We start from the raw sequence: 22,097 nt of genomic DNA, 5'->3' as shown, positions 1-22,097 counted from the left end.
CTGTCGTTGGCTACCGCGTTTAAGCTGCTGAAAACTCACGCTCATGAAAACTAATACTGATGAAAATCGCTACTGGTTTAACTGCGGTTTGCCGCTAGCGATAAACCGCTAGTGCACACTCACTCTCAATGCAGCGGCGGTAGCAAAAGGGGCGAGTGTCGCGCTCCCTGCCAGCATCGCCCCCAGAATGGCCAGATAACCATCAATCGGCAGCGCCATCGAGGCCGCATCAATAGCCGCAGTGGCAAATATCAGCACCGGGATATAGAGCGGCAACACTAATAAGCTCAGCAAAACACCGCCCTTACGCAAACCGACAGTGAGCGCCACACCAATAGCGCCAATAAAACTTAAGGTCGGCGTCCCCAATAGCAGTGTCAGGGCCATCGCAATAGCGGTATTTGTGTCTAGGGAGAGTAGCAACGCCACCAGTGGTGATAAAATAAGCAGCGGCAGCCCGGTAACTACCCAGTGAGCACACACTTTGCCTAACACCGTGAGCGCCAGCGGTGTGGGCAATAGCAGCAACTGCTCAAGCGAGCCATCGAGAAAATCATCACGGAATAACCGCTCCAGTGATAACAGCGACGCCAGCAGTGCAGCAACCCAGACGATACCCGGTGCAATGCGTGCCAACAGTTGCGGTTCAGGGCCAATACCCAATGGAAACAAAGTGATGACAATCAGAAAAAACCAGAGCGGGTTAACAATTTCGCCACCCTTTCTGCAGGCTATTTTTAATTCACGGCGCAACACGCTGATAAACATTAATGCTCCCGCGTGTTGGTGAGACGGATTTTTCGCACCTGCTGACCGAGCGCATCCAACTCCTGATGGGTGGTGAGCAGTACCATTCCCCCGCTAGCGGCATGTTCGACAAACAGCGCCAACAGTGTGCCAACACCTTGCTGGTCAATAGCAGTCAGCGGCTCATCCAAAATCCATAACGGCGACTGACTCAACCACAAACGGGCCAGCGCCACCCGCCGTTGCTGGCCTGCCGATAACTGAGAGACCGGTAGATCTTCGTACCCCACCAGCCCGACCTGAGCCAGCGCCTGCCAAATTGCAGCGCTATCCACCTTTTGAAACACTGACTGATAAAACGCCAGATTTTCAAAAGGTGTCAGCACCGATTTGATACCCGGCTGATGACCTAAAAATAGTAGATCCTGATGATAGCGAGGGCGATCACTGCGGATATTCTTACCCTGCCAGCTCACCTGCCCCTCATCGGCATCGGCAAGTCCGGCGAGAATACGCAGCAAGCTGGTTTTACCCGCGCCGTTTTGCCCCTCAACCTGCACAATTTCGCCCGCAGCCACACAAAAACTTAACCGTTGGAATAAGTGCCGTTCATCTCGAATGCAGGTCAGTTCTTTAGCTTCCAGCATGAAGGATTCTCTTCCACCGTAGGATTGTTAGTTCAGGAAAACCGAATGATAACATAAGGCTTAAACCTTACGTAGCATGGGCCTAACGCTATCCCTACCCTTATAGAGGTAATATTCGGGATAAGATCAAATTTCTGTAGAAAAAATCGACAGTGTTAAAATTTGGTTACTTCTTTCCAGCAAAACTGAGCATGATTTCGTCAATCTCGCCCTATTTAACACAACAATTATCGGTAAAACCTCGCGAACAAAAATTAGCATCTATGCTTATTATTTTACTATTCCCTTATTTTATTGCCGCCGAGCGTCCACAATAATTTTTTCTGTCAATCAGGAAATCCCCGATGAGTGATAAAAAACCGCCCCAGGATGAGAGTGAACTGAAAGTGGAAAGCGAAGAACAAAAGCAGGGAAAAGAAATTGAAATCAATGAGAAGAACCTGCCCTCCAAAGCGGCGGCAATTCATGAACTTATCCGTGTCGACGGCGAAAAAGAGTTAGAGCGTGACAGTTTTGCACTACTGTGGTCGGCAATTGCGGCGGGCCTTTCCATGGGGGCCTCACTGATTGCCAAAGGTATTTTCCATGCCAAACTGCCCGACACGCCAGCCAGTTTTCTGCTGGAAAACATCGGTTATACTTTCGGTTTTATTATTGTCATTATGGCGCGCCAACAGCTGTTTACCGAAAATACCGTCACGCCCGTACTACCGATAATGCAGAAACCCAGCGGCCAGAACTTTATTCTGTTATTTCGTCTGTGGGGGCTGGTGCTATTGGGCAACCTGCTGGGGACTGGGATAGCCGCCTACGCCTTTATTCATATGCCGGTATTTGATGATGCCACGCGCGCGGCGTTTGTCAGCATAGCGCAAGGTGTCATGGATAGCTCACCGGGAGAGATGTTTGCTAAAGGTATATTTTCCGGTTGGATAATTGCCACTATGGTATGGATGATCCCTGCGGCTGGCGCTGCCAAGATTTGGGTCATTTTCCTAATGACCTATTTAGTCGCTTTATGCGACCTGACTCACATTGTGGTCGGCTCGGTGGAGATCTTCTATCTGGTGTTCAATGGCTCACTACCCTGGCAGCAATTTATTTACCCTTTCGCTATCCCGACACTGGCGGGCAACATCATTGGTGGCACCTTTATCTTCGCCCTGATAAGTCACGCCCAGATCCGCAGCGATATGACTCATCAACCTAAAAACGGCGATAAAGTAGATAAAAAATCATCGTCATCACAGAAATAACTGCATGCATTTAGCCACTGTCAACGGCTGTTTTTGGATAGCAGACAGCACTTATTCACCCTAAATTGGCGACAGAGTGACCAAACGAACAGCTAACTGCTTATTATCTGGGTCAAAATGCGTATAATGCTCCAGCAGCACACTTCACCGGCAACTTGCCGATGACCGGGTCCCCGTAGTTAAACGGATATAACAAGCCCCTCCTAAGGGCTAGTTACTGGTTCGATTCCAGTCGGGGACACCATAACCGCATTACCTCGCGACACACCAAAAACTAATTCACAGCCATTCTCCCATTATGTTTGATCAACAATGTGAGGCGATAACCCATAAAGAGATATTCATCCGAGGATGTAAAAATATCATGTTATCTGGCGGCTCATTAACTCCCAATAAGCGAAACGAATCTCATCTATCAGGTGTTTTGCCAATGGGGGTAACACCTGCTGTTGCCGGTAAATTAAACTATAGTTGCCATCAGGCAGTTTTTCTTTGATTGGGATGCTAGTGACAATATTTTGTAAATAAGGTATTGCCAACATCGCTTTTGGCCCGACAAATAGATAATCCTCATTCAGAAAAAGCTGTTCGGCGATAGTCGTTGAATCGCCGAAGATCACAGAACATGTTGGCTTTCTACCATATGGAAATATTACTGTTTCCATATTACTAAAATATCCGGCGCTGGCTGTCGGTATGTACCATTTAGCCGCCTGTAGATCCCGTAATGACCTGCTATTAATTAGCAGGGTTTGACGCCAATATATGTCCAAGTTATTATTTTTAAATTCGCTATAACTATATATAGCGTTAATCAAAGTTTATGCGGCCCATTATAAATAACACGTTAGAATTAGGGAATTAACTTTAATTTCAGCGTGATGCCAAAAAACATACGTGAGAATTATATTAATATAAAATAATTGGTTAAAACAAGCCCTCCTCAATACATGTTAATTCTAGTGCCTGAAACAGGGTTGAATATAGAGTGATGATTTACTTTTATTTATCCTAGAAAAGGGGTTTCTCCCCATAAGATTATCGCGATAAAAACATGAGACAAAAAGTAGGTAGCCCCCCTTTACGCTCTTTACTCCGCATCTGACTAGTCAATAACCTGATAAAAAGTGTAAAATAGTTGATTATCAAGACAGTAACCGATTATTTATCACTTTTTTATATTTATTAAATTTAATTTCAAGGAGTTAGCGAGATGAGTTTACCAAACTGTCCAAAATGTAGTTCTGAATTTACATGGCAGGAGGGGGAACAACTGAATTGCCCAGAGTGTGGTCATGAGTGGTCAGAAAGTGGTGCTTCAGCAGCAGACGAAGAGGGTCTGGTGGTGCGTGATGCCAATGGCAACTTGCTGGTTGACGGCGATTCGGTCACCGTTATTAAGGATCTGAAAGTAAAAGGCAGCTCTTCAACCTTGAAAATTGGCACCAAAGTGAAAGGTATCCGTCTGGTTGAAGGCGACCACAATATCGATTGTAAAATCGATGGATTTGGTCAGATGAAGCTAAAATCTGAGTTTGTTAAGAAAAATTAATACTGTAACCAACTATTTTCCCCCTTGCTCGGTGTAGTTCTGCTGAGCAAGGGGATGATTTATAGCAATATCTATTGTGCCACCTAGTCCCCACTCTACCCTCTGCCTTAAGCTCACTCACCTCCCCATCCCGATGAATCTTTCATTTAGATATATCTTTTTTGCATCATCCCCTTGCTAACTTCGATATATCGATCTAGATTAGATATATCGAAATTGTTTCGATATATCTAAAGGAGAGTTGTTATGTTTGGATTTTCAAAACGTGGTCATTGCCATGGCCAAGAGCATCATGAAGGGCAGCGCCGTGGCGGCGAGAGAATGCATCGTGGTGGTCGCCACCCGATGGCGGGTGGCAGAGGTGGGCGTGGTGACAAAATGCATCGCCTGTTCGAACACGGTGATTTACGTGTTGTTTTGCTGGCTCTGGTTGATAAAAAACCCAGCCATGGCTATGAGCTGATTAAGGCTATTGAAGAGGCGTCATCCGGGCTTTATGTGCCAAGTCCAGGGGTTATCTACCCAACGCTAACCCTGCTGGAGGAGCAAGATTTTGTCACACCAGTGGCAACCGGGAATGGCCGCAAAAGCTACCAAATCACCGAAGCGGGTAAGGTTGAATTACAGCAAAATCAAGAGATGGTCGATGTGATTTTCTCTCGACTGGCGCAGGTCAATCGTCGCCCAGAGGGGAATCTGGCAGAAGGTATTTCCGATGTAATGCATCGTTTACGTCATATTTTGCGCAGCAACATGGTGCGATCAGATGTCACACCAGAGCAGGTTGTCCGCATAAATGCCGCTTTAATGACCGCAGTAGAAGCTATCGAGAAAGAGTTAACGCCCGCCTCTGTGGCGACTGATGCGGATGCACAGGAGAAGAACTGATGTCCGGCTATCGTTATCGCATTACTGTTGAGCCGCTCACCGATCGTAAAGGTGAGCCAATGGATAAAGCACCGGTCACCTTTGAAGTCGAGAATCATGATGAGATCCTCGGCATCATCGACCGGCTGCAAGCGCGCGAAGATCTGGCGTTCGGCAAAGATAAAACAGCGGCATTTGCTGTGGGTCTGAAACTGTTTTCAGAAACCATGATGGAGAACCGCAAACATCCGCTGTTTGCCCCGTTGCGCACGGCATTTATGGAGTTTATGACTCTGCTGAAAAAAGGTTCACCTCGCTGCCAGCAGCAGGATAGCGAGCAGTAAAGCAGAATAAGGCCATATATGCGTTATTTCGCGGGAATATCAATTATCGGCGATATTCCCCACATTTTTACCCCAAATCAGCACCATTACTGGCAATAACCTTTTTATACCAATAAAAAGATCTCTTTCTCCGACGTGCTAAAGAGCCGTTTCCCTGGTCATCGCGGTCAACATAGATAAAGCCGTAGCGCTTGCTCATCTCCCCGGTCGAGGCGGAAACTAAATCGATACAGCCCCATGAGGTGTAGCCGATAACCGGAATACCGTCATCAATAGCCTCACCCATGGCTTTAATGTGCTCGCGCAAATAGCTAATGCGGTAATCATCCTCAATTTCACCCTGTGGGTTAATTTCATCTTTCGCACCTAGCCCATTTTCAACCAGAAATAGTGGTTTCTGATAGCGGTCATACATCATGTTCATGGTGATGCGCAAACCTAAGGGATCAATGCCCCAGCCCCATTCACTAGCCGCAATATGAGGATTTTTCAGGGATTTTACGATATTAGCCGCACTGCTGTTATGGTCGTTCATCTCCGCCGAAGCACAACGGGAGGCGTAATAACTAAAGGAGACGAAATCCACGGTATCTTTCAGGATATCATCGTCCCCAGCTTCAGTGACAATGGCAATTGCCTTATCTCTGAAGAGACGTTTGGTGTAGGCCGGATAAGCGCCCCGCGCCTGTACATCAATGAAAAACAGATTCTCGCGGTCTTTTTCCAGCGCCGCCCAGACATCTTCTGGCTTACAGGTGCGCGGGTAGAAATTCCCGCCAGCCAGCATACACCCCACCAGATTATCCGGATTGACCTCATGGGCAATTTTGGTCGCCAGTGCGCTGGCAAGCAGTTCGTGATGGGCGGCCTGATATTTGACCTGCTCCTGATCCTCATTTGGCTCAAATACCAATCCTGCACCGGAGAACGGGCTATGCAGCAGAATATTGATCTCATTAAAAGTGAGCCAATATTTCACCAAGCCATCAAACTCCTCGAAACAGGTGCGCGCATAGCGCGTGAAGAACTCGACCATTTTCCGGTTGCGCCACGAACCATACTCCGTGACCAGATGCATCGGGACATCAAAGTGGCACAAAGTGACTAAGGGTTCAATATTGTACTTTTTGCATTCGCGAAACAGATCGCAGTAAAAGGCGATACCTTCCGCATTCGGCGTCATTTCATCGCCATTCGGATAAATTCGGCTCCACGCTATTGATGTGCGAAATACGGTGAATCCCATTTCAGCCATTAATGCGATATCGTCTTTGTATCGATGGTAAAAATCAATGGCCTGATGGCTGGGATAAAACTCATTATCCCGCAATGCGAACCGCTTCTCCTGCCCCAGTTTCACCGCCAGGCGGTGCGGCCCATGGGGGATCATGTCAACTGTCGTCAGCCCTTTACCACCTTCAAAACATGCACCTTCGGCCTGGTTTGCAGCTAATGCGCCACCCCATAAAAAACCGTCAGGAAATGTTGATACCGCCATGAAATACCTCGTTATTTAGTTAATTTTCACTGCATTCTGCGCAACAGCCACCTCGTCGCCAGGAGCGGTGTTATCACCTTCACTGCTCTCGACGGGAATATCCTCAAACCCCAGCAATAGTGTGGTGACGAATGAAATCACTATCGCCAGCACCATCACGCCAAACACCCAGACGATACTCATTGGATTGGCTGGATCGAAGAACTGAACACTGGTAAATAGCCCAGGGGAGGCCATCGAATGGCTGGCCAATCCGCCGATCCCGGCAACAGCACCACAAATAAATCCACTGATTAAGCTGGCGATCAGCGGGCGCTTGAGCCGTAAAGCGACACCATAAAGCGCGGGTTCCGAAATACCCGCCACAATTGCGGATGCCGCCGCCGCCAGTGCTGTCTGGCGCAGTTCTGGGTTCTTAGTTCGCCATGCCACTGCCAGTGAGGAGCCACCGAGCGAAAGGTTAGCACCAATTTCGGACGGCATAACCATGCCCTCTTTCCCGGTTTCGGCAATGGTCTGAATAATCGTCGGGGTAAAGACGCGGTGCATCCCGGTCATCACCAGTAATGGCCAGAGTGCCCCCATAATCGCGACAGAGAGCCAGCCCAGATAATCATGAACGGTATAGACCAAAGAGGAGATGCCGCTGCCGATCCAGATCCCCAACGGGCCGATAAACATAATGGCAATGGGGGCGGAAATGAGCACAATCAGCATCGGCTTAAGGAAGTTTTTGGTCACCGCAGGGGTGATACGGTCAACCCAACGTTCAATATAAGAGAGCAGCCAGGTCATGCATAGCGCCGGGATCACGGTATAGGTGTACTTCACCGCGGTGACGGATAACCCCATAAATTCAACCTGTTGGCCTTGCGCGGCCTTCGCCATCAGATCAATAAAGGTCGGGTGTACCAACACCCCGGCAATGGCGATGGCCAGCGACATGTTGGTTTTGAATTTGATTGCGGCGGAAGCCGCCACCATCACTGGCAGGAAGAAGAAAGCGCCGTCGCCAATGACATTCAAAATGATCAGTGTTGAGGAGCCTTTGCCGAAGATACCGGTCATATCCAGTATCATCGCCAGCAATTTGACCATCGACCCACCAATGATCGCCGGTATCAGCGGTGACATAGTACCAATCAACGCATCAAGGATCCCTGCCCCTATTCGCCTTAAAGTGATGCTATTTTTTTGCGGTGCACTACTTTCAGACAATGCGCCTTCTGGCAGCAGTTTCAGAACTTCTGCATAGGCATAGGAGACGCTATTACCAATGATGACCTGACACTGGTTTTCATTGCGCACCACGCCCAGGACGCCACGGATGGCCTTTAACTTAGCCAGATCGACCACGCTATCATCATTGAGCACAAAGCGTAACCGCGTCATACAGTGGGTCACAGCTTTAATGTTACCGACACCACCAATGGCATCGACTATCTGTTGAGATACTACGGCATAATTCTTAGACATGAGTAACAACTCCCCGTAACGACGCACGCCGGACTAAGCGAACCATTTGCGGCCGAAGGGAAACTGCCCTCATCAGCATAAATGCGCAATTAGCCATTATATTCATATAGTTATAATTAACCCACCTGCCGGTAATCAGCCTATTTTGTTCTTTCCAAACAGATAGGTAACCGGTTCCGCATGAGAATCGTTAATTACGAGATGGAATTCAATAGATGGGCGAATACAATTTACGTTTTGTGATAGCGATCAGCATAAGTGCGGTGATTTATTCTGCTCAACAGCATGTTGCTTGCCTGTCGTAACCTGTAGAATAGTCATTATTATTTAAAAGCCAGGAAGGGCCTATGTCTACGATGCAGGAAGTGGCAAAGAAAGCGGGCGTATCGAAAGCCACTGTTTCACGGGTTCTGTCAGGCAAAGGTTATGTCAGCGAAGCGACAAAAGAGCAGGTATATAAAGCGATCGAAGAGGCGGGATATCGGCCAAATTTATTAGCGCGAAATCTGGCAACCAATAAATCAGAATGCATCGGTTTCGTGGTGACCAATACACTTTACAATGGGAATTACTTTAATGAAATTCTCTCTCAGGCGGCCAAAAAATTAGAAGACAGTGGCCGTCAGTTGGTATTGGTAGACGGGAAACATAGCGCAGAAGAGGAACAAGCGGCAATTCAGTTTCTGCTAGATCTCCGCTGTGATGCCATTATCATCTATCCGCGATTTTTAACTGTTGATGCCATGGATCTGATTATTGATAAACATAAGCAGCCGATTATGGTGGTCAACAGGAAATTAAGAAAAAATCATAGCCACTCTATTTTCTGCGATCATAAAGGCTCCAGCTATAACGCCACAAATTACCTTATCGAGCAGGGGCATCGGGATATCGCCTTTATTACCGGCTCACTAGATTCACCCACCGCTATTGAGCGCCTTTCCGGCTACAAAGCCGCATTAATGGCCAACTCATTGATTGTGCGAGAAACACTTATTGCACCAGGAAGATGGACACCACAGAGTGGTTTTGTGGCGGTTGAGTCATTACTCGCCAGTCAGTTGCCTTTTAGCGCAATCATCGCCAGTAATGATGATATGGCGATTGGCGCGATGAAAAAATTAACTGAAGTGGGCATTCGGGTACCAGAGGAAATATCTATCATCGGCTTTGATAATATTCCACTTGCCCCTTTTCTTAGCCCGTCATTATCCAGCATTAAAGACCCCGTCAGCAGCATGATAAATGAAGTTATCAACCGGTTAATATCCATGCTGGACGGGGGCTATTTATCAAACGAAAATAGGTTTCAGTCTGACCTCATGCTCAGGGACTCGGTCAGTTATGGGCCTTTCTTTAGCCCAAAAACCAGTTAACCTCAACAAAACTATCTAGCCTGAATAAAACTATTTAGCGCGAACACCTTCGACGGATAAAATCAGCTCGACTTCTTGTGAGGCCGGGCCTAAATCGGTGGTGATATTAAAGTCTTTCAACTTAATATTGCCGTTCGCTTCAAAACCAGCGCGGTACCCGCCCCATGGGTCATTGCCTTGGCCAGTCAATTTACTTTCCAGTGTGACTGGCTTAGTGACGCCATTCAGTGTCAGGTTACCCACCACGGAATAACCTTCGCCACTCTTCTTCACTTCAGTTGACTCAAATGTCGCCTGTGGGAATTTACTGACGTTTAGGAACTCTTTGCTGCGCAGATGTTTATCACGCTCAGCATGGTTGGTATCAACACTATTGGTATTGATCACCACATTCACTTTATCGGCAGTCGGATTTTTCTCATCAAAAGTGAAAGAGCCATCAAAATCGTTAAAGCTACCGTATAACCAGCTATAGCCTAAATGTTTAATCCGGAATTCGATAAAAGCGTGTTGCCCCTCTTTATCGATTTTATATTCGGCGGCTACGGCGCTGCCTGCGGTAAACATCAGTGCACCTACAGTCAGGCCCAATAGGGTCTTATTAAACATGTTCATTCTCCATAATAGAGTTGGTTAATCGGTGCTACGTCCCAGCATCCGTTTAAGGGTAATATCACCATCAATAAAGTGGTGCTTGATCGCGGCCAGCCCATGTAATAGTGAAAGCACTACCACGGCCCAAGCCAGATAAAGGTGTACAGTGCCAGCGGTATCAGCCTGATCAGGTAAGCCGGTTAATGTCGCAGGTAGAGTAAACCAGCCAAATACATTGATAGGTTGTCCATCAGCCGTCGAGATCAAATATCCACTGAACATAATACAAAATAGAACAATATATAAAGTCAGATGAGCCAATATCGCGCTAACTCGCGTGAAACAGCTATAGCTGGATAAGGGCTTTGGTGGCGGTGAAATAAAGCGCCAAATAACCCGGAATATCATTACAGCAAATAATATACAGCCGATGCTTTTATGTATTTCAGGTGCCTGATGATACCAACCATCGTAGTAGCCCAGTGTCACCATCCACAACCCCAGAGCAAATAGCCCATAGACGGTTAATGCCACCAGCCAGTGGATGCCAATAGTGATGCGACCAAACTGCTCCCTGGTATTTTTCCAAAGCATAATGATTCCCTTTTGCTCAATTTATTGTGCAATAGTCAAACATTATGAAACATAAAATCAACACTTATTTGATATTAAATATACTTCTCTAACCGCTTTCAGTTATTTTGCCGGAGTCGAACAAGAGTTTGTCAGTTTAATTGGCTGACTTTACTTAACTTGACAGTGAGATAACAAATATAGAGAAATATAAAAGAGGTTATATTAGCCCTAGCGCCTCGCAGTCAGCATTAAAAATAAGATTATGTGTATTTATTGCGCGCACCCGGTATTTCATCTCCATGCCGCTAATATTGGTTTGCGCAGGATAAATAGCGCGAGACGTGGCAATAAGTACCCCGACCAGAGTGATGACATCCGTCTGATCGGGGGAGATAGGCTTTAAGATGACGTAATAGAGTGCTGCAACATCCAGTTAAGCACTTGAGTGGCTAACTGATCGCTCGCCAGACCAAACGCCTGAACCACCTCATTCATCTCCGTGCCTTTTATCGGCTGGCGGATCTCAAAATGGCGGGTGGCAATAATCCGACGATCCGAAATTCTGACCAGTCGGGCATCAAAGCGGATCAGCACTTCACTCTTATCCGTTAGGTAGACGCCCTGAAATGCAGAGAGATCACCGCTCAACTCAACATCAGCCTGCAAGCTGTCATCATCACTACTGACGGCACGAATACGGCCATCTGCGCGGAACTCCTGAATCAAGCGATTGCGCACCAAAATCGGCGCGGGGTCACTCCAGCGTGAGTTTTGATAGACCGCAATCTCCTGCCCCTGCGGCTGCACAGCGATACGTGAACTGTTCAAGAACTGGCTGGTTGCCGGTTGAGAAACCCGTAGCGACCAATTGACACTCTGCGCTCGTGGGGCATTCGTCGCTGGCGGCACCGGCAGAAGATAGACCTGTGAGACCGGCGCGGTGGGTAAAATGGTGCAGGCTGATAGCAACAAAGCCAGCATTGATAACATCAATAGCCAAGTGCGGCGGCCTAAATAGCGTATTACCTTAAGAGATATCATCGAGGCGTAAACTCCTGTGTTCTTTCACGGCCACGCAGCAAGGCCGCTGGGTTCTCTTCCAGGCGGGAAACCGCCGCACGTAATGTGGCTAATGTTCTGCGCAGCTCATCAACCGCTGGCCCCAACTCACTCATCCCTTGCATACCATTACTGAGTGAGGTTTTATTTTCACTCACCAATTGATTGAGGATGGTACTGGTTTTTTGCAACGACGCCATAGTCTTAGCGGCATCACTGACCAGCTGTTTGCCCTGCCCATCCATTAATCCGTTGGCATTGCGCAGTAAACGATTGGTCTGTGCCAGTGTCTCATTGGCCTGTTTGCTGGCCTGCGCCAACTGCTGCAACATGGTGCGGATATCGCCACGTTGGTCAGCCACGGTCTGGGTAATCAGCGCCAGATTATCCAGCGTCCTGATGAGGCGCTGCTGATTATCGGGTTCCAAGAGTTGATTGAGGCGCACCAGCACTTCATTGGCGTTGCTCATGAAATTCTCACCGTTAGCCAATAGTTGGCTCATCGGCGACGGGGTAGCAATGATGATGGGGATCTCACCATCTTGCCCCTCCAGCAGTGGGCTTGATTGGTTACTGCTGCTAAATTGAATATTTGAGGTGCCGGTAATCCCGGCGACTGTTAGCCGCGCTTGGGTGTCCTGGCGGATGGGCGTTGATGCCGATACCCGAATCCGCGCCCAAACTTTATTGGGATTTTCGCTATCCAGACGTAACTGAATCACTTCGCCGACGCGGATCCCGCTGTACTGCACGGTGCTGCCCTGAGAGAGGCCACTCACCGGTTCATTGAAGACAATATCGTACAGTTTGAACTGCCGATTAGCGCCAGCATTGGTCAGCCATAGGCAAAATAACAGCGCGGCACTGACCACAATGAGAGTGAACAAACCAATGACAACATAATGAGCACGGGTTTCCATATTACCACCTCTCTCCACTATTGGTGGCTGCCTGATAGGCAGCCCGGCCACGTGGGCCATGAAAATACGCCTGAATCCAGTCATCATGGGTCGCAGCGACGTTATCCAATGTATCCACCACCAGCACTCTCTTTTGCGAAAGCACCGCCACACGATCACACAGCGTATAGAGCGTATCCAGATCGTGAGTCACCAAAAACACCGTCAGATTGAGGGCATCGCGCAGTGTACGAATCAAACTGTCGAAGGCCGCCGCACCAATGGGATCAAGACCCGCCGTCGGCTCATCAAGAAACAAAATGTCGGGGTCCAGCGCCAGCGCACGGGCTAAAGCTACCCGTTTGACCATACCGCCCGACAAAGATGCCGGATATTTACTGCCAGCACCCGGCGGTAACCCCGCCAGCGCCAATTTGACCTGCGCCAGACGCTCCGCTTCCGCCCGTGGCAAACCGGCATTTTCGATTAACGGCAACGCCACGTTTTCAGTCACCGTCAGAGAGCTAAACAGCGCACCCCGTTGAAACAGCACGCCAAATCGGCGTTCGACCATAGAGCGTGCCATCCCCGACAGCGCCATTAAATCCTGACCAAAGACGTGGATCTGCCCACCAGTGGGGCGGCGCAACCCGACGATACTGCGCAATAGTACCGACTTTCCGGTTCCCGACCCCCCGACCACGCCGAGAATTTCGCCGCGCTGAACATCAAGGTTCAGGTCTTGGTGCACCGTCTGTTTGCCGAAGCTGTTCACCAAACCACGGATTTGAATGATTGCATCTTGCTTCATTTGGCTCACCACCCCATCTCCATGAAAAATAGCGCGGCGACAGCATCAAGCAGGATGACCACAAAGATAGAGTGCACCACACTGGTGGTGGTATGAACCCCCACGGACTCCGCGCTGCCCGTGACTTTGAACCCCTCCAGACAGCCAATGATAGCAATCAGGAAAGCGAAAACTGGCGCTTTACTTATCCCCACCAGAAAGTGCTGCAATCCGTTGCTGTTTTGCATGATCGACAAAAACATGGTCGGCGAAATATCCAGCGTTAAGGCGCACACCACCATGCCACCAAAAATACCGCAAATCATGCCGATAAATGTCAGCATCGGCAGCGAAATCAATAGCGCCAATACCCGGGGCAGCACCAGCAGTTCAACCGGATTAAGCCCCAGTGTTTGGATGGCGTCGATCTCTTCGTTGGCTTTCATCAGGCCGATTTCAGCGGTGAAGGCACTGGCGGTGCGCCCTGCCATCAGGATGGCGGTGAGCAATACCGCAAACTCGCGCAGGAAAGAGAACACCACCAAATCAACGGTGAAGATGCCCGCGCCGAAGGTGGTCAACACGGTGGCACCGAGAAAGGCGATGACAGCCCCGACCAGAAAGGTCAGCAGCATAATGATAGGTACAGCATTCAGGCCAATTTGCTGAATATTGGCGATAAGCGAGGTCATTCGCCAGCGGGAGGGGCGAAATATTGTGCTCAGCAGAGCTTCGAGTGTTAGGCCGACAAAGCCCAGTAAGGATTTGATATCTTGCCATAAATTGTCCATTGAACGGCCAATATTGGACAATAACTCCAGCCAGAACGGGGGGGCTTTGGTGGCGGGTTCCGGCGTTAAATCGGGTAAAACGTGGCTAACCGTTTCCAGTAAGACTCGGCGCTCATCAGGTAATGTGGGAGCCAGCTCGCGTAATTGCTTGACACGCTCCTCGCCGAGGAGCAGTACCAGCAGCGTCGCCCCCGCAGTATCCAACGCGCCCAATTGGCTGAGATCAAATACCACGGCCGCAGGCAAATTCGCCCGCAATTGGGTCACCTCCGGCTCCAAGGCACGGTAGTGCGCCAAGACCCAATCCCCTTTAGCCGCAACGCGGACCGGCTGAACCGAGCTGTCGATATCGAGTTGTACTGTGAACTGCCGCTCGGTCATAGAGAAAGCCTTACTCTTTATTAAGATAGGGTTATGACATCATCAGCATACCAAAGGTCACTGCCTTAAGTAGATATATCACACACTTTAGTAAGAGTAATGAGTAATAGTTGAAAGATCATTGGCGACCTTTCAGCCCCACGATCAGTGCGCCAGTTGCAGGACGCGTTTCCCCGGCATGGTGAACCCAACGGCCAGCGCCAGTAGCATCAACAATCCACTGGCAGTACCTAATACCAAGCTGTGCGAGGCTGAAAAAGCTAGCTTAGCACTGGCAAGCAGCGGTTCATTCCCACCGAGGCTATTTACCACCTGGATGGTTTCACTGATAGATGCCGTTGCCTGAGCAACTAAGTCAGTCGGTAAATCTGCCGGTAACACAATCGAGGCGCTATAAGCCCGCGAGAGCATCAAACCAAATATGGCGACCCCTAACCCGGCCCCCAACTCATAAGCCATCCCCTCTACCGCGCCCGCCGCGCCCGCTTTTTCAGGGGGGGCTGCGCTCATAATGGCCGCCGTTGAGGCCAGCAACGAAGCTTCAATACTGAAACCGAGCAATATCATCCATCCCCATGCCAGATAAGTTTGAGTGGCAAAATCAGTCCAGGCTAGCCCCAGAAAGCTCAGTGAGCTTAATGCAATACCAGCACTGGCGACGGTGCGCAGCCCCAATCTGGCAACCAGCCAACCGGATAGCGGCCCGCTCACCCCACTAGCAATCATTAGCGGCAGTAGAAATATGCCCGCGTCGAGCGGACTTTTGCCCAAGACAAACTGCAATTCCTGTGTCAGCAGCAACTCAAAACCCACCAGCGTGATCATGGCGGTCATCGCCATCACCATACCCACCGCGATCACCCGCTGGCTAATCAGACGAAAATCAATCATTGGGGCCGACGTGGATAGCTGATGGCGAACAAATGCAAACAGCATCACACCACCAAACAGCGCCGTCAGAGAGGTGACAACCATATCGCCACCACCACGTAGCCCGGTTTTCGCGGCATAGACCAGCATCAGGATCGCGGTAATCAATACCAGTGCCGGAGCCAATTTCCATGTCTGCTCAGTGCGCATGGGTTGGCTGGGGATCACCACCAAGGTCGCAATCACCACGGCGATGATAATGGGAATATTAATCAGAAAAACCGAACCCCAATAGAAGTGCTCCAGCAATATTCCGCCCACCAGCGGCCCCATCGCGGCCCCCATAGTGCCAATCGCTACCCATACCCCCAGCGCCAGCGCCCGCTCGCGCTCGTCGGTAAAAATATGGCGCACGGCGGATAAAGTGGCTGGCAGGATCATCGCCGCGCCGATCGCCAGAAACGCGCGCGCCACAATAAGTGCTGCAACCGAGGGCGCAAGGGCTGCCGCCAGTGATGCCAAGCCGAACAGTACCGACCCCATTAAAGCCAGCCGTTTGAAGCCAATACGATCCCCCAGCGCCCCCATCGGCAGCAACAAACACGCCATCACCAGCGAGTAAATATCGATGATCCACAGCAATTCGCTGCCGGTCGCCGACAGGGCAATACCCAGCCGAGGAGCCGCCACATGCAATACGGTTGCATCAATCGAAACGGGGAGATACATCAGAATAATAACGTAAAAAATCATCCACTTTTTAGACATACAAACAGCACTCAAATAGGGCATAAGTTAATGTTGAACACCTGTTCAATATCGCAATAATAGCGGAAAGTTGAACTAGCGTCCAATTCATCACATAATGACCCAAACAGTGATGGACCAGATAAGGAGCCATTTTTGGCCTATTTGAACCGCGAAGAGCGCCACAACACCATTTTGCACGCGGCGATGCGTGTCGCCATAACCGAGGGGATGGCCGCTACCACCGTGCGCCGTGTTGCCAATGAAGCTGGGGTGGCAGTTGGGCAGGTTCACCACCACTTCGCGTCAGTTTCACGTCTGCGGGCCGATGCTTTTCTGCTCTTGGTGAAACAGTCGTTAGCCGCTTTTACGATAGAGTGCCAAAATTTACCCACCATTGAACGGCTGCAACAAGTACTGGGCTATCCGCAAGATGAGATGGGACAAAGAGAGACACGTTTGTGGAATGAAGTTTCGATTTTGGCAGAGCGAGATGAGCTGATTAAAGCCGCCTATGCCGCCTCAATGTCAGACTGGCACCAGGCGACGCTAGCGGTCATTAATGCCGGCATTGCCAATGATGAATTCCGCTCAGATATTAACGCCAGTGATGTTGCATGGCGCTTAATTGGGCTGGTCTGTGGTCTGGATGGCCTAATCCAGTTTACCGAATTAGCCTTTTCAGAAGCTGAAATCCTGCGCCATCTGAATGCCATGATGGCAACCGAGCTATTGAAAAATTAATCGCTAAAAAATCGATACTCAACTCTTGATATTAGCCCGTCGCTCACTGTGGCGGCTTTGCCATCAATAACAGGCTATAATCGCTATTTAATGATCCCTATCCCCAGTTAAAAGGGGATTTATTGAGTACATAACATGACTAAACAGACGTTAGTAGCCGATGTTATCTATTACAACGGCACGATTTATACGGCTGACACCGATAACACCATTTGCAGCGCCATCGCACTGGGCCAGGGCTATATTCTGGCCACTGGCGGCGATGAACTTATCCCCCAGTTTTCCGGCGCGAAAACCCAACTTATCGATCTGGCCGGCAAGTTTATGATGCCCGGCCTGATCGACAGCCATATGCACCCGTTTTGGGGCGGAAAACAGCTGATTGGCTGTAACCTTAATTATGCTGCGCTAAGTGTTGAGCAGACGTTAGATATCATCCAGCAGCACCTCGATAATGACCCTTTTAAAGGCGAAAATGAGTGGCTGACTGTCCGCGCCTGGCAACGTCAGGCGATGACGCCAGTGGGTGCCGATATGAGCCGCGCGGCACTGGACTCCCTCAATACCCGCCGCCCAGTGGCACTATTCTCCAATGACTGCCACACCCTGGCGGCCAACAGCCGCGCGCTGGAGCTGCTGGGCATTGATGAAAATACCCCGGTGCCGCCAGACGGCAAAATTGCCCGTGACGCGAATGGCAAACTGACCGGTATTTTGGAAGATGCACCCGCCATGCGCGCCTTTGATAGCATCCCATCCGCGACAGCAGAAAAAAATGTGCAAATCGCCGCCCATGTGCAGCAGGTCCTGAATGCTCAGGGCGTGACGACCGTGATGGATACCCGTGTATTTGCCGAGCAGTTGCTGGCGTTTCGTCGGTTACATGAACGTAATGAATTGACCCTGCGAGTGCTGGGAGCTAAAGAGGTCACCCCCGATAGCCTGCAAGGGCCAGAGGACGCCGCGCGCGTGGTGCAGGAGGTGGTGGAGTTTGGTCGTGAATGGGGCAGCCGCGAATGGAGCCCTGCGCCGGGCTTTGCTGTCGATCACCTGAAACTCTTTATCGACGGGGTGTTACAACCGCCGACCATGACTGCCGCCTTGCTCGAACCCTACCGGGCAAACCATGGCACCGCGCAGCAGCCAGATTGGCAAAATACCGAGCACTATGGCGATCTCTACTTTACCGCGCCGATGGTCAATGCCGTGATTCTGGAGTGCGCCCGCGCCGGCCTGCATCCCCATACTCACACCGTAGGGGATGGCGCCATCGAGATGGTGTTAGATGCGGTGGAGCAGATGCGTGCGGCACTGCCGGGCAAGGATATCCGGCCGGGATTGGCGCACAATGAGCTGGTTGCCGCTCATCAATATGAGCGTTTTGCCAAACTGGGTGCCACGGCAGTGCTCTCCTTCCAGTGGGCCGGTTTACCGGGCGTGCTAATTGATGAAGAGCGTGCCATGCTGGGCGAGACCCGTTTTCAGCATATGGAGCCAGCCGCCCGTTTTCTCGATGCTGGTGCACGAATCGCTTATGGCAGTGACTGGCCTATTGATCGCCTGGATGAGTGGTACAACCTGCAAGTGGGCATGACCCGCCGCGCATGGGATCTTGATGGTCATCCGGCAGGCCCGCGTCTGGATACTGACCGGGATCTGACCCTGATCGAAACGCTGCGATCTGCCACCATTGATGCCGCTTATATGATTGCTAAAGAGCAGTACATCGGCTCACTGGAAGCTGGTAAATTCGCCGATATCACTATTCTGAAAAATAACCTATTTGAGCAGTCGCCAGAGAGGATTTATCAAACTGAGGTGGAGAGCACACTGATTGGCGGTAAATTAGTCTATCAAGCTGCTGATTCGGATAGATAAACGCAAGAGATGACAAACTGAATCACTGAGTTACGTCAGTGATTCAGGTAAATAATTGCGCTTAATGGCACCCGTTACCGAGTCAGGTAGTGATGGACTTTCAAAGCTGCCCCCCTTGTGTCAAAATCCGCTCCTTTGTATTTTACAGCTGCATAAAAATGCAGCTCAACGGTGCTCGTTTACACCAGGAGATGATAGGGTAATGCCACAAAATATTCAGTTGCGCAGAGTGCTTAAAACCCCCGCGCTGGTCGCTTTCGGCCTTGCCTACATGGTGCCATTAGGCGTATTTACCACCTATGGACAGGTGACCGTATTAAGCCAGGGCCACTTGCCCATTGCTTATCTGGTGACAGTTGCCACCATTTTGTTTACCGCCCTCAGTTATTGCCGGATGACCAGCGCCATGCCGCTATCAGGTTCGGCCTACTCTTATGTTCAGCGCAGTTTTGGCGGAAAAACCGGTTTTCTGGTGGGCTGGGCGCAAATTCTGGATTATCTGTTCCTGCCGATCCTGAACTATTTGGTTTTAGGTATTTTCCTGCACGAGGCATTCCCGGCTGTTCCCGCACCGCTCTTTATCATTGCCTCTATTGTCAGTGTCAGCTTACTCAATATCCTCGGTGTGCGACTGCTCACTTCGGTGAATTTCTCGCTGATCGCCGCACAGATGGTGTTTATCGTGCTATTTATCGCCCTTTCATTCAGTCAGGCAGATCTAAGCCCGGCAGCGCTGATGAAGCCGCTACTGGTGAATGCTGGTGATCTCTCTGGTTTGTTGTCCGGTGCTGCGGTGCTCTGTCTGGCATTCCTCGGTTTTGATGCCATCGCCACCATGGCTGAAGAGGCCCACGACGCCAAGCGCACTCTACCGCGCGCTATTTTGTTTACCGTCATCAGTGCCGGAGCTATTTTTATCGCCGTCTCCTATGCAGCTCATCTGGCCTATCCCGATTGGCAGTCGCTGATCCCGCATCAAGATACCGCCAGCCTGATTATCTCCGAGCATGTCGGCGGTAAATGGATGTATAACTTCTTTATGGCGACCTACCTGACGGGCGTGTATGCCTCGGCAATGACCGCGCAGACCAGTGTATCGCGCATCTTCTATGCCATGGGCCGTGAAGGGGTATTACCACGTAAAGTGTTCTTCCATCTGCATCGCAAGTTCCATACGCCATGGCGGGCCATTTTGTTCGTCGCGACAATTTCGCTGCTGGCGCTGTTCCTTGATCTGAACTTAGTGGTGTCGATGATTAGCTTTGGCGCGCTGGGCGCTTTTACCTTTGTCAACCTGAGTGTGATAAAGCATTTCCTGATCAATGAGAAGCGCCGTGGCGCGTCGGCCATGTTCAAGTATGGGCTGTTACCCATGATGGGATTTGTGATGTCAGTCTGGCTGTGGCTGCATTTAGAGCAGCGCGCTCTGGAGGTGGGTCTACTGTGGTTGCTGGCAGGCTTTATCTATCTGCTGTGGCTCACCCGTGGTTGGCGTAAATCCCCGCCATCAGTGAATCCGGATGATATTTCACATCTGCTGTAAGCCGCTAGTTTAGTGGTAAAAAGGGCCACTGATGTGGCCCTGAGTATGATGAAAACAGTTGTGAGCCAAGGGGGGAGCGCACCTAGGGGCACTTCGGCGGCTTACGCCGCTTACGACCCCAACGGCACGTTTCCCCTTGGTTCAGCTTTGTCAGCAGCTATTTCAATAACCTCTACGCGCCCTGCCGACCGCCTCACCCAATTGCCACACCGCCATGGCGTAGTGGGTGCTGTGGTTGTAACGGGTAATAGTGTAGAAGTTAGATAAACCGTACCAGTATTGATAACCCGTGCCGACATCAAGGCGCAATAGGCTAGCCTCCTGATAGTCGCCCAGTGGCGCTGTTGGGCTTAGCCCCGCCGCAGATAGGGTCGATAGCGGATATTTGGTCTTAAAACCATTTTCGAGATTGGGTGCCTGACCATTCGCCGGTATCGCGACTGCCGCCCCTTTCGTCCAGCCGTGAGATTTGAAGTAGTTGGCAACACTACCAATCGCATCCTCCGGGTCCCACAAATTGATATGGCCATTACCATTAAAATCAACTGCATAGCTCTTAAATGACGATGGCATAAATTGACCATAACCCATCGCACCCGCGTAAGAGCCACGCAGACTGAGCGGGTCATTGCCCTCAGCACGTGCCATCAGCAAGAAGGTCTCCAGCTCGCCAGTAAAGTACGCGGCGCGGCGCGGATAGGCAAAAGAGAGTGTCGCCAATGCATCAATAATGCGGGTCTTGCCCATCACTCGGCCCCAGCGAGTTTCAACGCCGATGATACCGACGATAATCTCTGGCGGAACCCCATAGATCTCATAAGCGCGTTGCAGCGCCTCTTCATGTTGATTCCAGAAATTCACGCCATTTTGCACATTATCCGGCGTAATAAATTGGTTGCGGTAGCGGTTCCAAGCCCCATTTGGCCCGGAAGGGCGACCTGAAGTGGGCGCTTGCTTATCCATCAGGCGGATAACCCAGTCCAGCTTTTGGGTCTGGGCCAATACATCATGCAGTTGTTGGCGCTCAAAACCGTGCTCACGCACCATTTTGTCGACAAAGCGGGCAGTGTCGGCGTTATAAGCAAAATCACCGTTTTGCAGATGCCCCTGATGCTCCGGTTCAAGTAAAAATCCGCTCTGTATCAAGCCATCAGATGGTGTGGCGGTGGTGGGAGGCGTCGGCTTGCTACTACAGGCAGAGAGCAACGTGAGTAAGGGAAGAATAACAGCCAGATAGCGCATCGAATATCCATGAACCATGCAAAAAAGTGATAGCTATGTTAAGTCATTGTCTGTTGCCAACAAACAGATAAATGCGCAGGAGAGCTTAATACAAGGGGCAGGAGGCGTTATCCATACAAAAAATAGCGTTGAAAATGAAACATCTTGTAGCATATATTGCGAATGATTTTCACTATGATTACCATTTTCTTTCTATACAATCATTTTGTTTCGCCACTAT

At 50.0% G+C, this 22,097-nt stretch carries 21 protein-coding genes and 1 tRNA gene; 9 read left to right on the top strand and 13 right to left on the bottom strand.

Annotated elements, in window-relative coordinates; all coding sequences use genetic code 11:
- Window positions 1-108 precede the first annotated feature (108 nt).
- Both ccmB and ccmA read right to left on the bottom strand, forming a co-directional pair.
- Window positions 109-768 (bottom strand): heme exporter protein CcmB, encoded by a 660-nt coding sequence (gene ccmB, locus FFE93_RS06635; protein ID WP_005275501.1) that lies wholly within the window; start codon window positions 766-768, stop codon window positions 109-111.
- Window positions 768-1,394: a cytochrome c biogenesis heme-transporting ATPase CcmA gene (ccmA, locus tag FFE93_RS06630; protein WP_049600925.1), complete on the bottom strand. Its 627-nt coding sequence runs from the start codon at window positions 1,392-1,394 to the stop codon at window positions 768-770. Before ccmA ends, ccmB begins: the two co-directional genes overlap by 1 nt.
- Window positions 1,395-1,738: 344 nt before the next feature.
- On the opposite strand from ccmA, the gene FFE93_RS06625 reads away from it, so the two are divergent.
- Together FFE93_RS06625 and FFE93_RS06620 are read left to right on the top strand one after the other, a co-directional pair.
- Window positions 1,739-2,650, top strand: a complete 912-nt coding sequence (locus FFE93_RS06625) for a formate/nitrite transporter family protein (RefSeq protein WP_057647391.1) — start codon at window positions 1,739-1,741, stop codon at window positions 2,648-2,650.
- A gap of 169 nt (window positions 2,651-2,819) precedes the next feature.
- Window positions 2,820-2,894: transfer RNA gene (locus FFE93_RS06620), tRNA-Arg, on the top strand.
- A 118-nt stretch (window positions 2,895-3,012) separates the two neighbouring features.
- On the opposite strand, the gene FFE93_RS06615 is transcribed toward FFE93_RS06620, so the two are convergent.
- The gene (locus FFE93_RS06615; protein ID WP_138774928.1) at window positions 3,013-3,315 is read right to left on the bottom strand and encodes a hypothetical protein; all 303 of its coding nucleotides are present in this window, start codon (window positions 3,313-3,315) and stop codon (window positions 3,013-3,015) included.
- Window positions 3,316-3,863: 548 nt separating this feature from the next.
- On the opposite strand from FFE93_RS06615, the gene FFE93_RS06610 reads away from it, so the two are divergent.
- The 3 genes from FFE93_RS06610 to FFE93_RS06600 all read left to right on the top strand — a co-directional run bounded on the left by FFE93_RS06610 (window position 3,864) and on the right by FFE93_RS06600 (window position 5,413).
- On the top strand, window positions 3,864-4,202 hold the full coding sequence (locus tag FFE93_RS06610; protein WP_005275493.1) for a zinc ribbon domain-containing protein YjdM: 339 nt from the start codon (window positions 3,864-3,866) through the stop codon (window positions 4,200-4,202).
- 246 nt (window positions 4,203-4,448) lie between these two features.
- Window positions 4,449-5,090, top strand: coding sequence for a PadR family transcriptional regulator (locus tag FFE93_RS06605; protein WP_005275491.1), 642 nt, complete (start codon window positions 4,449-4,451; stop codon window positions 5,088-5,090).
- Window positions 5,090-5,413: a DUF3861 domain-containing protein gene (locus FFE93_RS06600; protein WP_032898124.1), complete on the top strand. Its 324-nt coding sequence runs from the start codon at window positions 5,090-5,092 to the stop codon at window positions 5,411-5,413. Before FFE93_RS06605 ends, FFE93_RS06600 begins: the two co-directional genes overlap by 1 nt.
- A 67-nt stretch (window positions 5,414-5,480) precedes the next feature.
- On the opposite strand, the gene FFE93_RS06595 is transcribed toward FFE93_RS06600, so the two are convergent.
- Both FFE93_RS06595 and ascF read right to left on the bottom strand, forming a co-directional pair.
- Entirely contained in the window at window positions 5,481-6,911 is a 1,431-nt protein-coding gene (locus tag FFE93_RS06595; RefSeq protein WP_005275490.1) for a 6-phospho-beta-glucosidase, read from the bottom strand.
- Between the two features lie 15 nt (window positions 6,912-6,926).
- Window positions 6,927-8,387 (bottom strand): PTS cellobiose/arbutin/salicin transporter subunit IIBC, encoded by a 1,461-nt coding sequence (gene ascF, locus FFE93_RS06590; protein ID WP_005275487.1) that lies wholly within the window; start codon window positions 8,385-8,387, stop codon window positions 6,927-6,929.
- Between the two features lie 347 nt (window positions 8,388-8,734).
- Here ascF and FFE93_RS06585 point away from each other — a divergent pair, with 347 nt between their 5' ends.
- Window positions 8,735-9,763, top strand: a complete 1,029-nt coding sequence (locus tag FFE93_RS06585; RefSeq protein ID WP_049600915.1) for a LacI family DNA-binding transcriptional regulator — start codon at window positions 8,735-8,737, stop codon at window positions 9,761-9,763.
- A gap of 30 nt (window positions 9,764-9,793) precedes the next feature.
- On the opposite strand, the gene FFE93_RS06580 is transcribed toward FFE93_RS06585, so the two are convergent.
- The 7 genes from FFE93_RS06580 to FFE93_RS06550 all read right to left on the bottom strand — a co-directional run bounded on the left by FFE93_RS06580 (window position 9,794) and on the right by FFE93_RS06550 (window position 16,491).
- The gene (locus tag FFE93_RS06580; protein WP_005275484.1) at window positions 9,794-10,372 is read right to left on the bottom strand and encodes a YceI family protein; all 579 of its coding nucleotides are present in this window, start codon (window positions 10,370-10,372) and stop codon (window positions 9,794-9,796) included.
- A gap of 24 nt (window positions 10,373-10,396) precedes the next feature.
- Window positions 10,397-10,951 carry a cytochrome b gene (locus FFE93_RS06575; RefSeq protein WP_005275482.1) on the bottom strand — a complete coding sequence of 185 codons (555 nt, stop codon included), beginning with the start codon at window positions 10,949-10,951 and terminating at the stop codon, window positions 10,397-10,399.
- A gap of 381 nt (window positions 10,952-11,332) precedes the next feature.
- The gene (locus FFE93_RS06570) at window positions 11,333-11,974 is read right to left on the bottom strand and encodes an ABC-type transport auxiliary lipoprotein family protein (RefSeq protein WP_138774927.1); all 642 of its coding nucleotides are present in this window, start codon (window positions 11,972-11,974) and stop codon (window positions 11,333-11,335) included.
- Entirely contained in the window at window positions 11,971-12,912 is a 942-nt protein-coding gene (locus FFE93_RS06565; protein ID WP_138774926.1) for an MlaD family protein, read from the bottom strand. The genes FFE93_RS06570 and FFE93_RS06565 overlap by 4 nt, the downstream gene beginning before the upstream one ends.
- A 1-nt stretch (window position 12,913) precedes the next feature.
- Window positions 12,914-13,702, bottom strand: coding sequence for an ABC transporter ATP-binding protein (locus FFE93_RS06560; protein ID WP_005275476.1), 789 nt, complete (start codon window positions 13,700-13,702; stop codon window positions 12,914-12,916).
- A 5-nt stretch (window positions 13,703-13,707) separates the two neighbouring features.
- On the bottom strand, window positions 13,708-14,853 hold the full coding sequence (locus FFE93_RS06555; RefSeq protein ID WP_138774925.1) for an MlaE family ABC transporter permease: 1,146 nt from the start codon (window positions 14,851-14,853) through the stop codon (window positions 13,708-13,710).
- A 144-nt stretch (window positions 14,854-14,997) separates the two neighbouring features.
- Window positions 14,998-16,491 carry a SmvA family efflux MFS transporter gene (locus tag FFE93_RS06550; protein WP_032898116.1) on the bottom strand — a complete coding sequence of 498 codons (1,494 nt, stop codon included), beginning with the start codon at window positions 16,489-16,491 and terminating at the stop codon, window positions 14,998-15,000.
- Window positions 16,492-16,626: 135 nt separating this feature from the next.
- Between FFE93_RS06550 and FFE93_RS06545 the strand changes: the two genes are divergently transcribed.
- The 3 genes from FFE93_RS06545 to FFE93_RS06535 all read left to right on the top strand — a co-directional run bounded on the left by FFE93_RS06545 (window position 16,627) and on the right by FFE93_RS06535 (window position 20,635).
- Complete coding sequence (locus FFE93_RS06545; RefSeq protein WP_005275468.1) at window positions 16,627-17,214, top strand: TetR family transcriptional regulator; 588 nt, start codon at window positions 16,627-16,629, stop codon at window positions 17,212-17,214.
- 135 nt (window positions 17,215-17,349) lie between these two features.
- The gene (locus FFE93_RS06540; protein WP_138774924.1) at window positions 17,350-19,092 is read left to right on the top strand and encodes an amidohydrolase; all 1,743 of its coding nucleotides are present in this window, start codon (window positions 17,350-17,352) and stop codon (window positions 19,090-19,092) included.
- A gap of 202 nt (window positions 19,093-19,294) precedes the next feature.
- Entirely contained in the window at window positions 19,295-20,635 is a 1,341-nt protein-coding gene (locus FFE93_RS06535) for an APC family permease (RefSeq protein WP_049600897.1), read from the top strand.
- 162 nt (window positions 20,636-20,797) lie between these two features.
- Here FFE93_RS06535 and mltB read toward each other — a convergent pair whose 3' ends face one another.
- Window positions 20,798-21,877 carry a lytic murein transglycosylase B gene (mltB, locus tag FFE93_RS06530; RefSeq protein WP_049600894.1) on the bottom strand — a complete coding sequence of 360 codons (1,080 nt, stop codon included), beginning with the start codon at window positions 21,875-21,877 and terminating at the stop codon, window positions 20,798-20,800.
- Window positions 21,878-22,097: the final 220 nt, after the last annotated feature.

This window comes from Yersinia sp. KBS0713 (genome assembly GCF_005937895.2).
GTDB lineage: Bacteria > Pseudomonadota > Gammaproteobacteria > Enterobacterales > Enterobacteriaceae > Yersinia > Yersinia bercovieri.
Note: the sequence above shows the minus strand (reverse complement) of the source record. Positions and strands in the feature narration are given on the sequence as shown.

Excerpts from the sequence above, each read along its gene's own strand:
- ccmB (WP_005275501.1), bottom strand. The coding sequence starts at position 768 with ATGTTTATCAGCGTGTTGCGCCGTGAATTAAAAATAGCCTGCAGAAAG.
- FFE93_RS06610 (WP_005275493.1), top strand. The coding sequence starts at position 3,864 with ATGAGTTTACCAAACTGTCCAAAATGTAGTTCTGAATTTACATGGCAG.
- FFE93_RS06580 (WP_005275484.1), bottom strand. The coding sequence starts at position 10,372 with ATGTTTAATAAGACCCTATTGGGCCTGACTGTAGGTGCACTGATGTTT.
- FFE93_RS06575 (WP_005275482.1), bottom strand. The coding sequence starts at position 10,951 with ATGCTTTGGAAAAATACCAGGGAGCAGTTTGGTCGCATCACTATTGGC.
- FFE93_RS06540 (WP_138774924.1), top strand. The coding sequence starts at position 17,350 with ATGACTAAACAGACGTTAGTAGCCGATGTTATCTATTACAACGGCACG.
- mltB (WP_049600894.1), bottom strand. The coding sequence starts at position 21,877 with ATGCGCTATCTGGCTGTTATTCTTCCCTTACTCACGTTGCTCTCTGCC.
- ascF (WP_005275487.1), bottom strand. The coding sequence starts at position 8,387 with ATGTCTAAGAATTATGCCGTAGTATCTCAACAGATAGTCGATGCCATT.
- FFE93_RS06550 (WP_032898116.1), bottom strand. The coding sequence starts at position 16,491 with ATGTCTAAAAAGTGGATGATTTTTTACGTTATTATTCTGATGTATCTC.
- FFE93_RS06555 (WP_138774925.1), bottom strand. The coding sequence starts at position 14,853 with ATGACCGAGCGGCAGTTCACAGTACAACTCGATATCGACAGCTCGGTT.
- FFE93_RS06600 (WP_032898124.1), top strand. The coding sequence starts at position 5,090 with ATGTCCGGCTATCGTTATCGCATTACTGTTGAGCCGCTCACCGATCGT.
- FFE93_RS06570 (WP_138774927.1), bottom strand. The coding sequence starts at position 11,974 with ATGATATCTCTTAAGGTAATACGCTATTTAGGCCGCCGCACTTGGCTA.
- FFE93_RS06615 (WP_138774928.1), bottom strand. The coding sequence starts at position 3,315 with ATGGAAACAGTAATATTTCCATATGGTAGAAAGCCAACATGTTCTGTG.
- FFE93_RS06565 (WP_138774926.1), bottom strand. The coding sequence starts at position 12,912 with ATGGAAACCCGTGCTCATTATGTTGTCATTGGTTTGTTCACTCTCATT.
- FFE93_RS06535 (WP_049600897.1), top strand. The coding sequence starts at position 19,295 with ATGCCACAAAATATTCAGTTGCGCAGAGTGCTTAAAACCCCCGCGCTG.
- FFE93_RS06625 (WP_057647391.1), top strand. The coding sequence starts at position 1,739 with ATGAGTGATAAAAAACCGCCCCAGGATGAGAGTGAACTGAAAGTGGAA.
- FFE93_RS06595 (WP_005275490.1), bottom strand. The coding sequence starts at position 6,911 with ATGGCGGTATCAACATTTCCTGACGGTTTTTTATGGGGTGGCGCATTA.
- FFE93_RS06585 (WP_049600915.1), top strand. The coding sequence starts at position 8,735 with ATGTCTACGATGCAGGAAGTGGCAAAGAAAGCGGGCGTATCGAAAGCC.
- FFE93_RS06605 (WP_005275491.1), top strand. The coding sequence starts at position 4,449 with ATGTTTGGATTTTCAAAACGTGGTCATTGCCATGGCCAAGAGCATCAT.
- ccmA (WP_049600925.1), bottom strand. The coding sequence starts at position 1,394 with ATGCTGGAAGCTAAAGAACTGACCTGCATTCGAGATGAACGGCACTTA.
- FFE93_RS06560 (WP_005275476.1), bottom strand. The coding sequence starts at position 13,702 with ATGAAGCAAGATGCAATCATTCAAATCCGTGGTTTGGTGAACAGCTTC.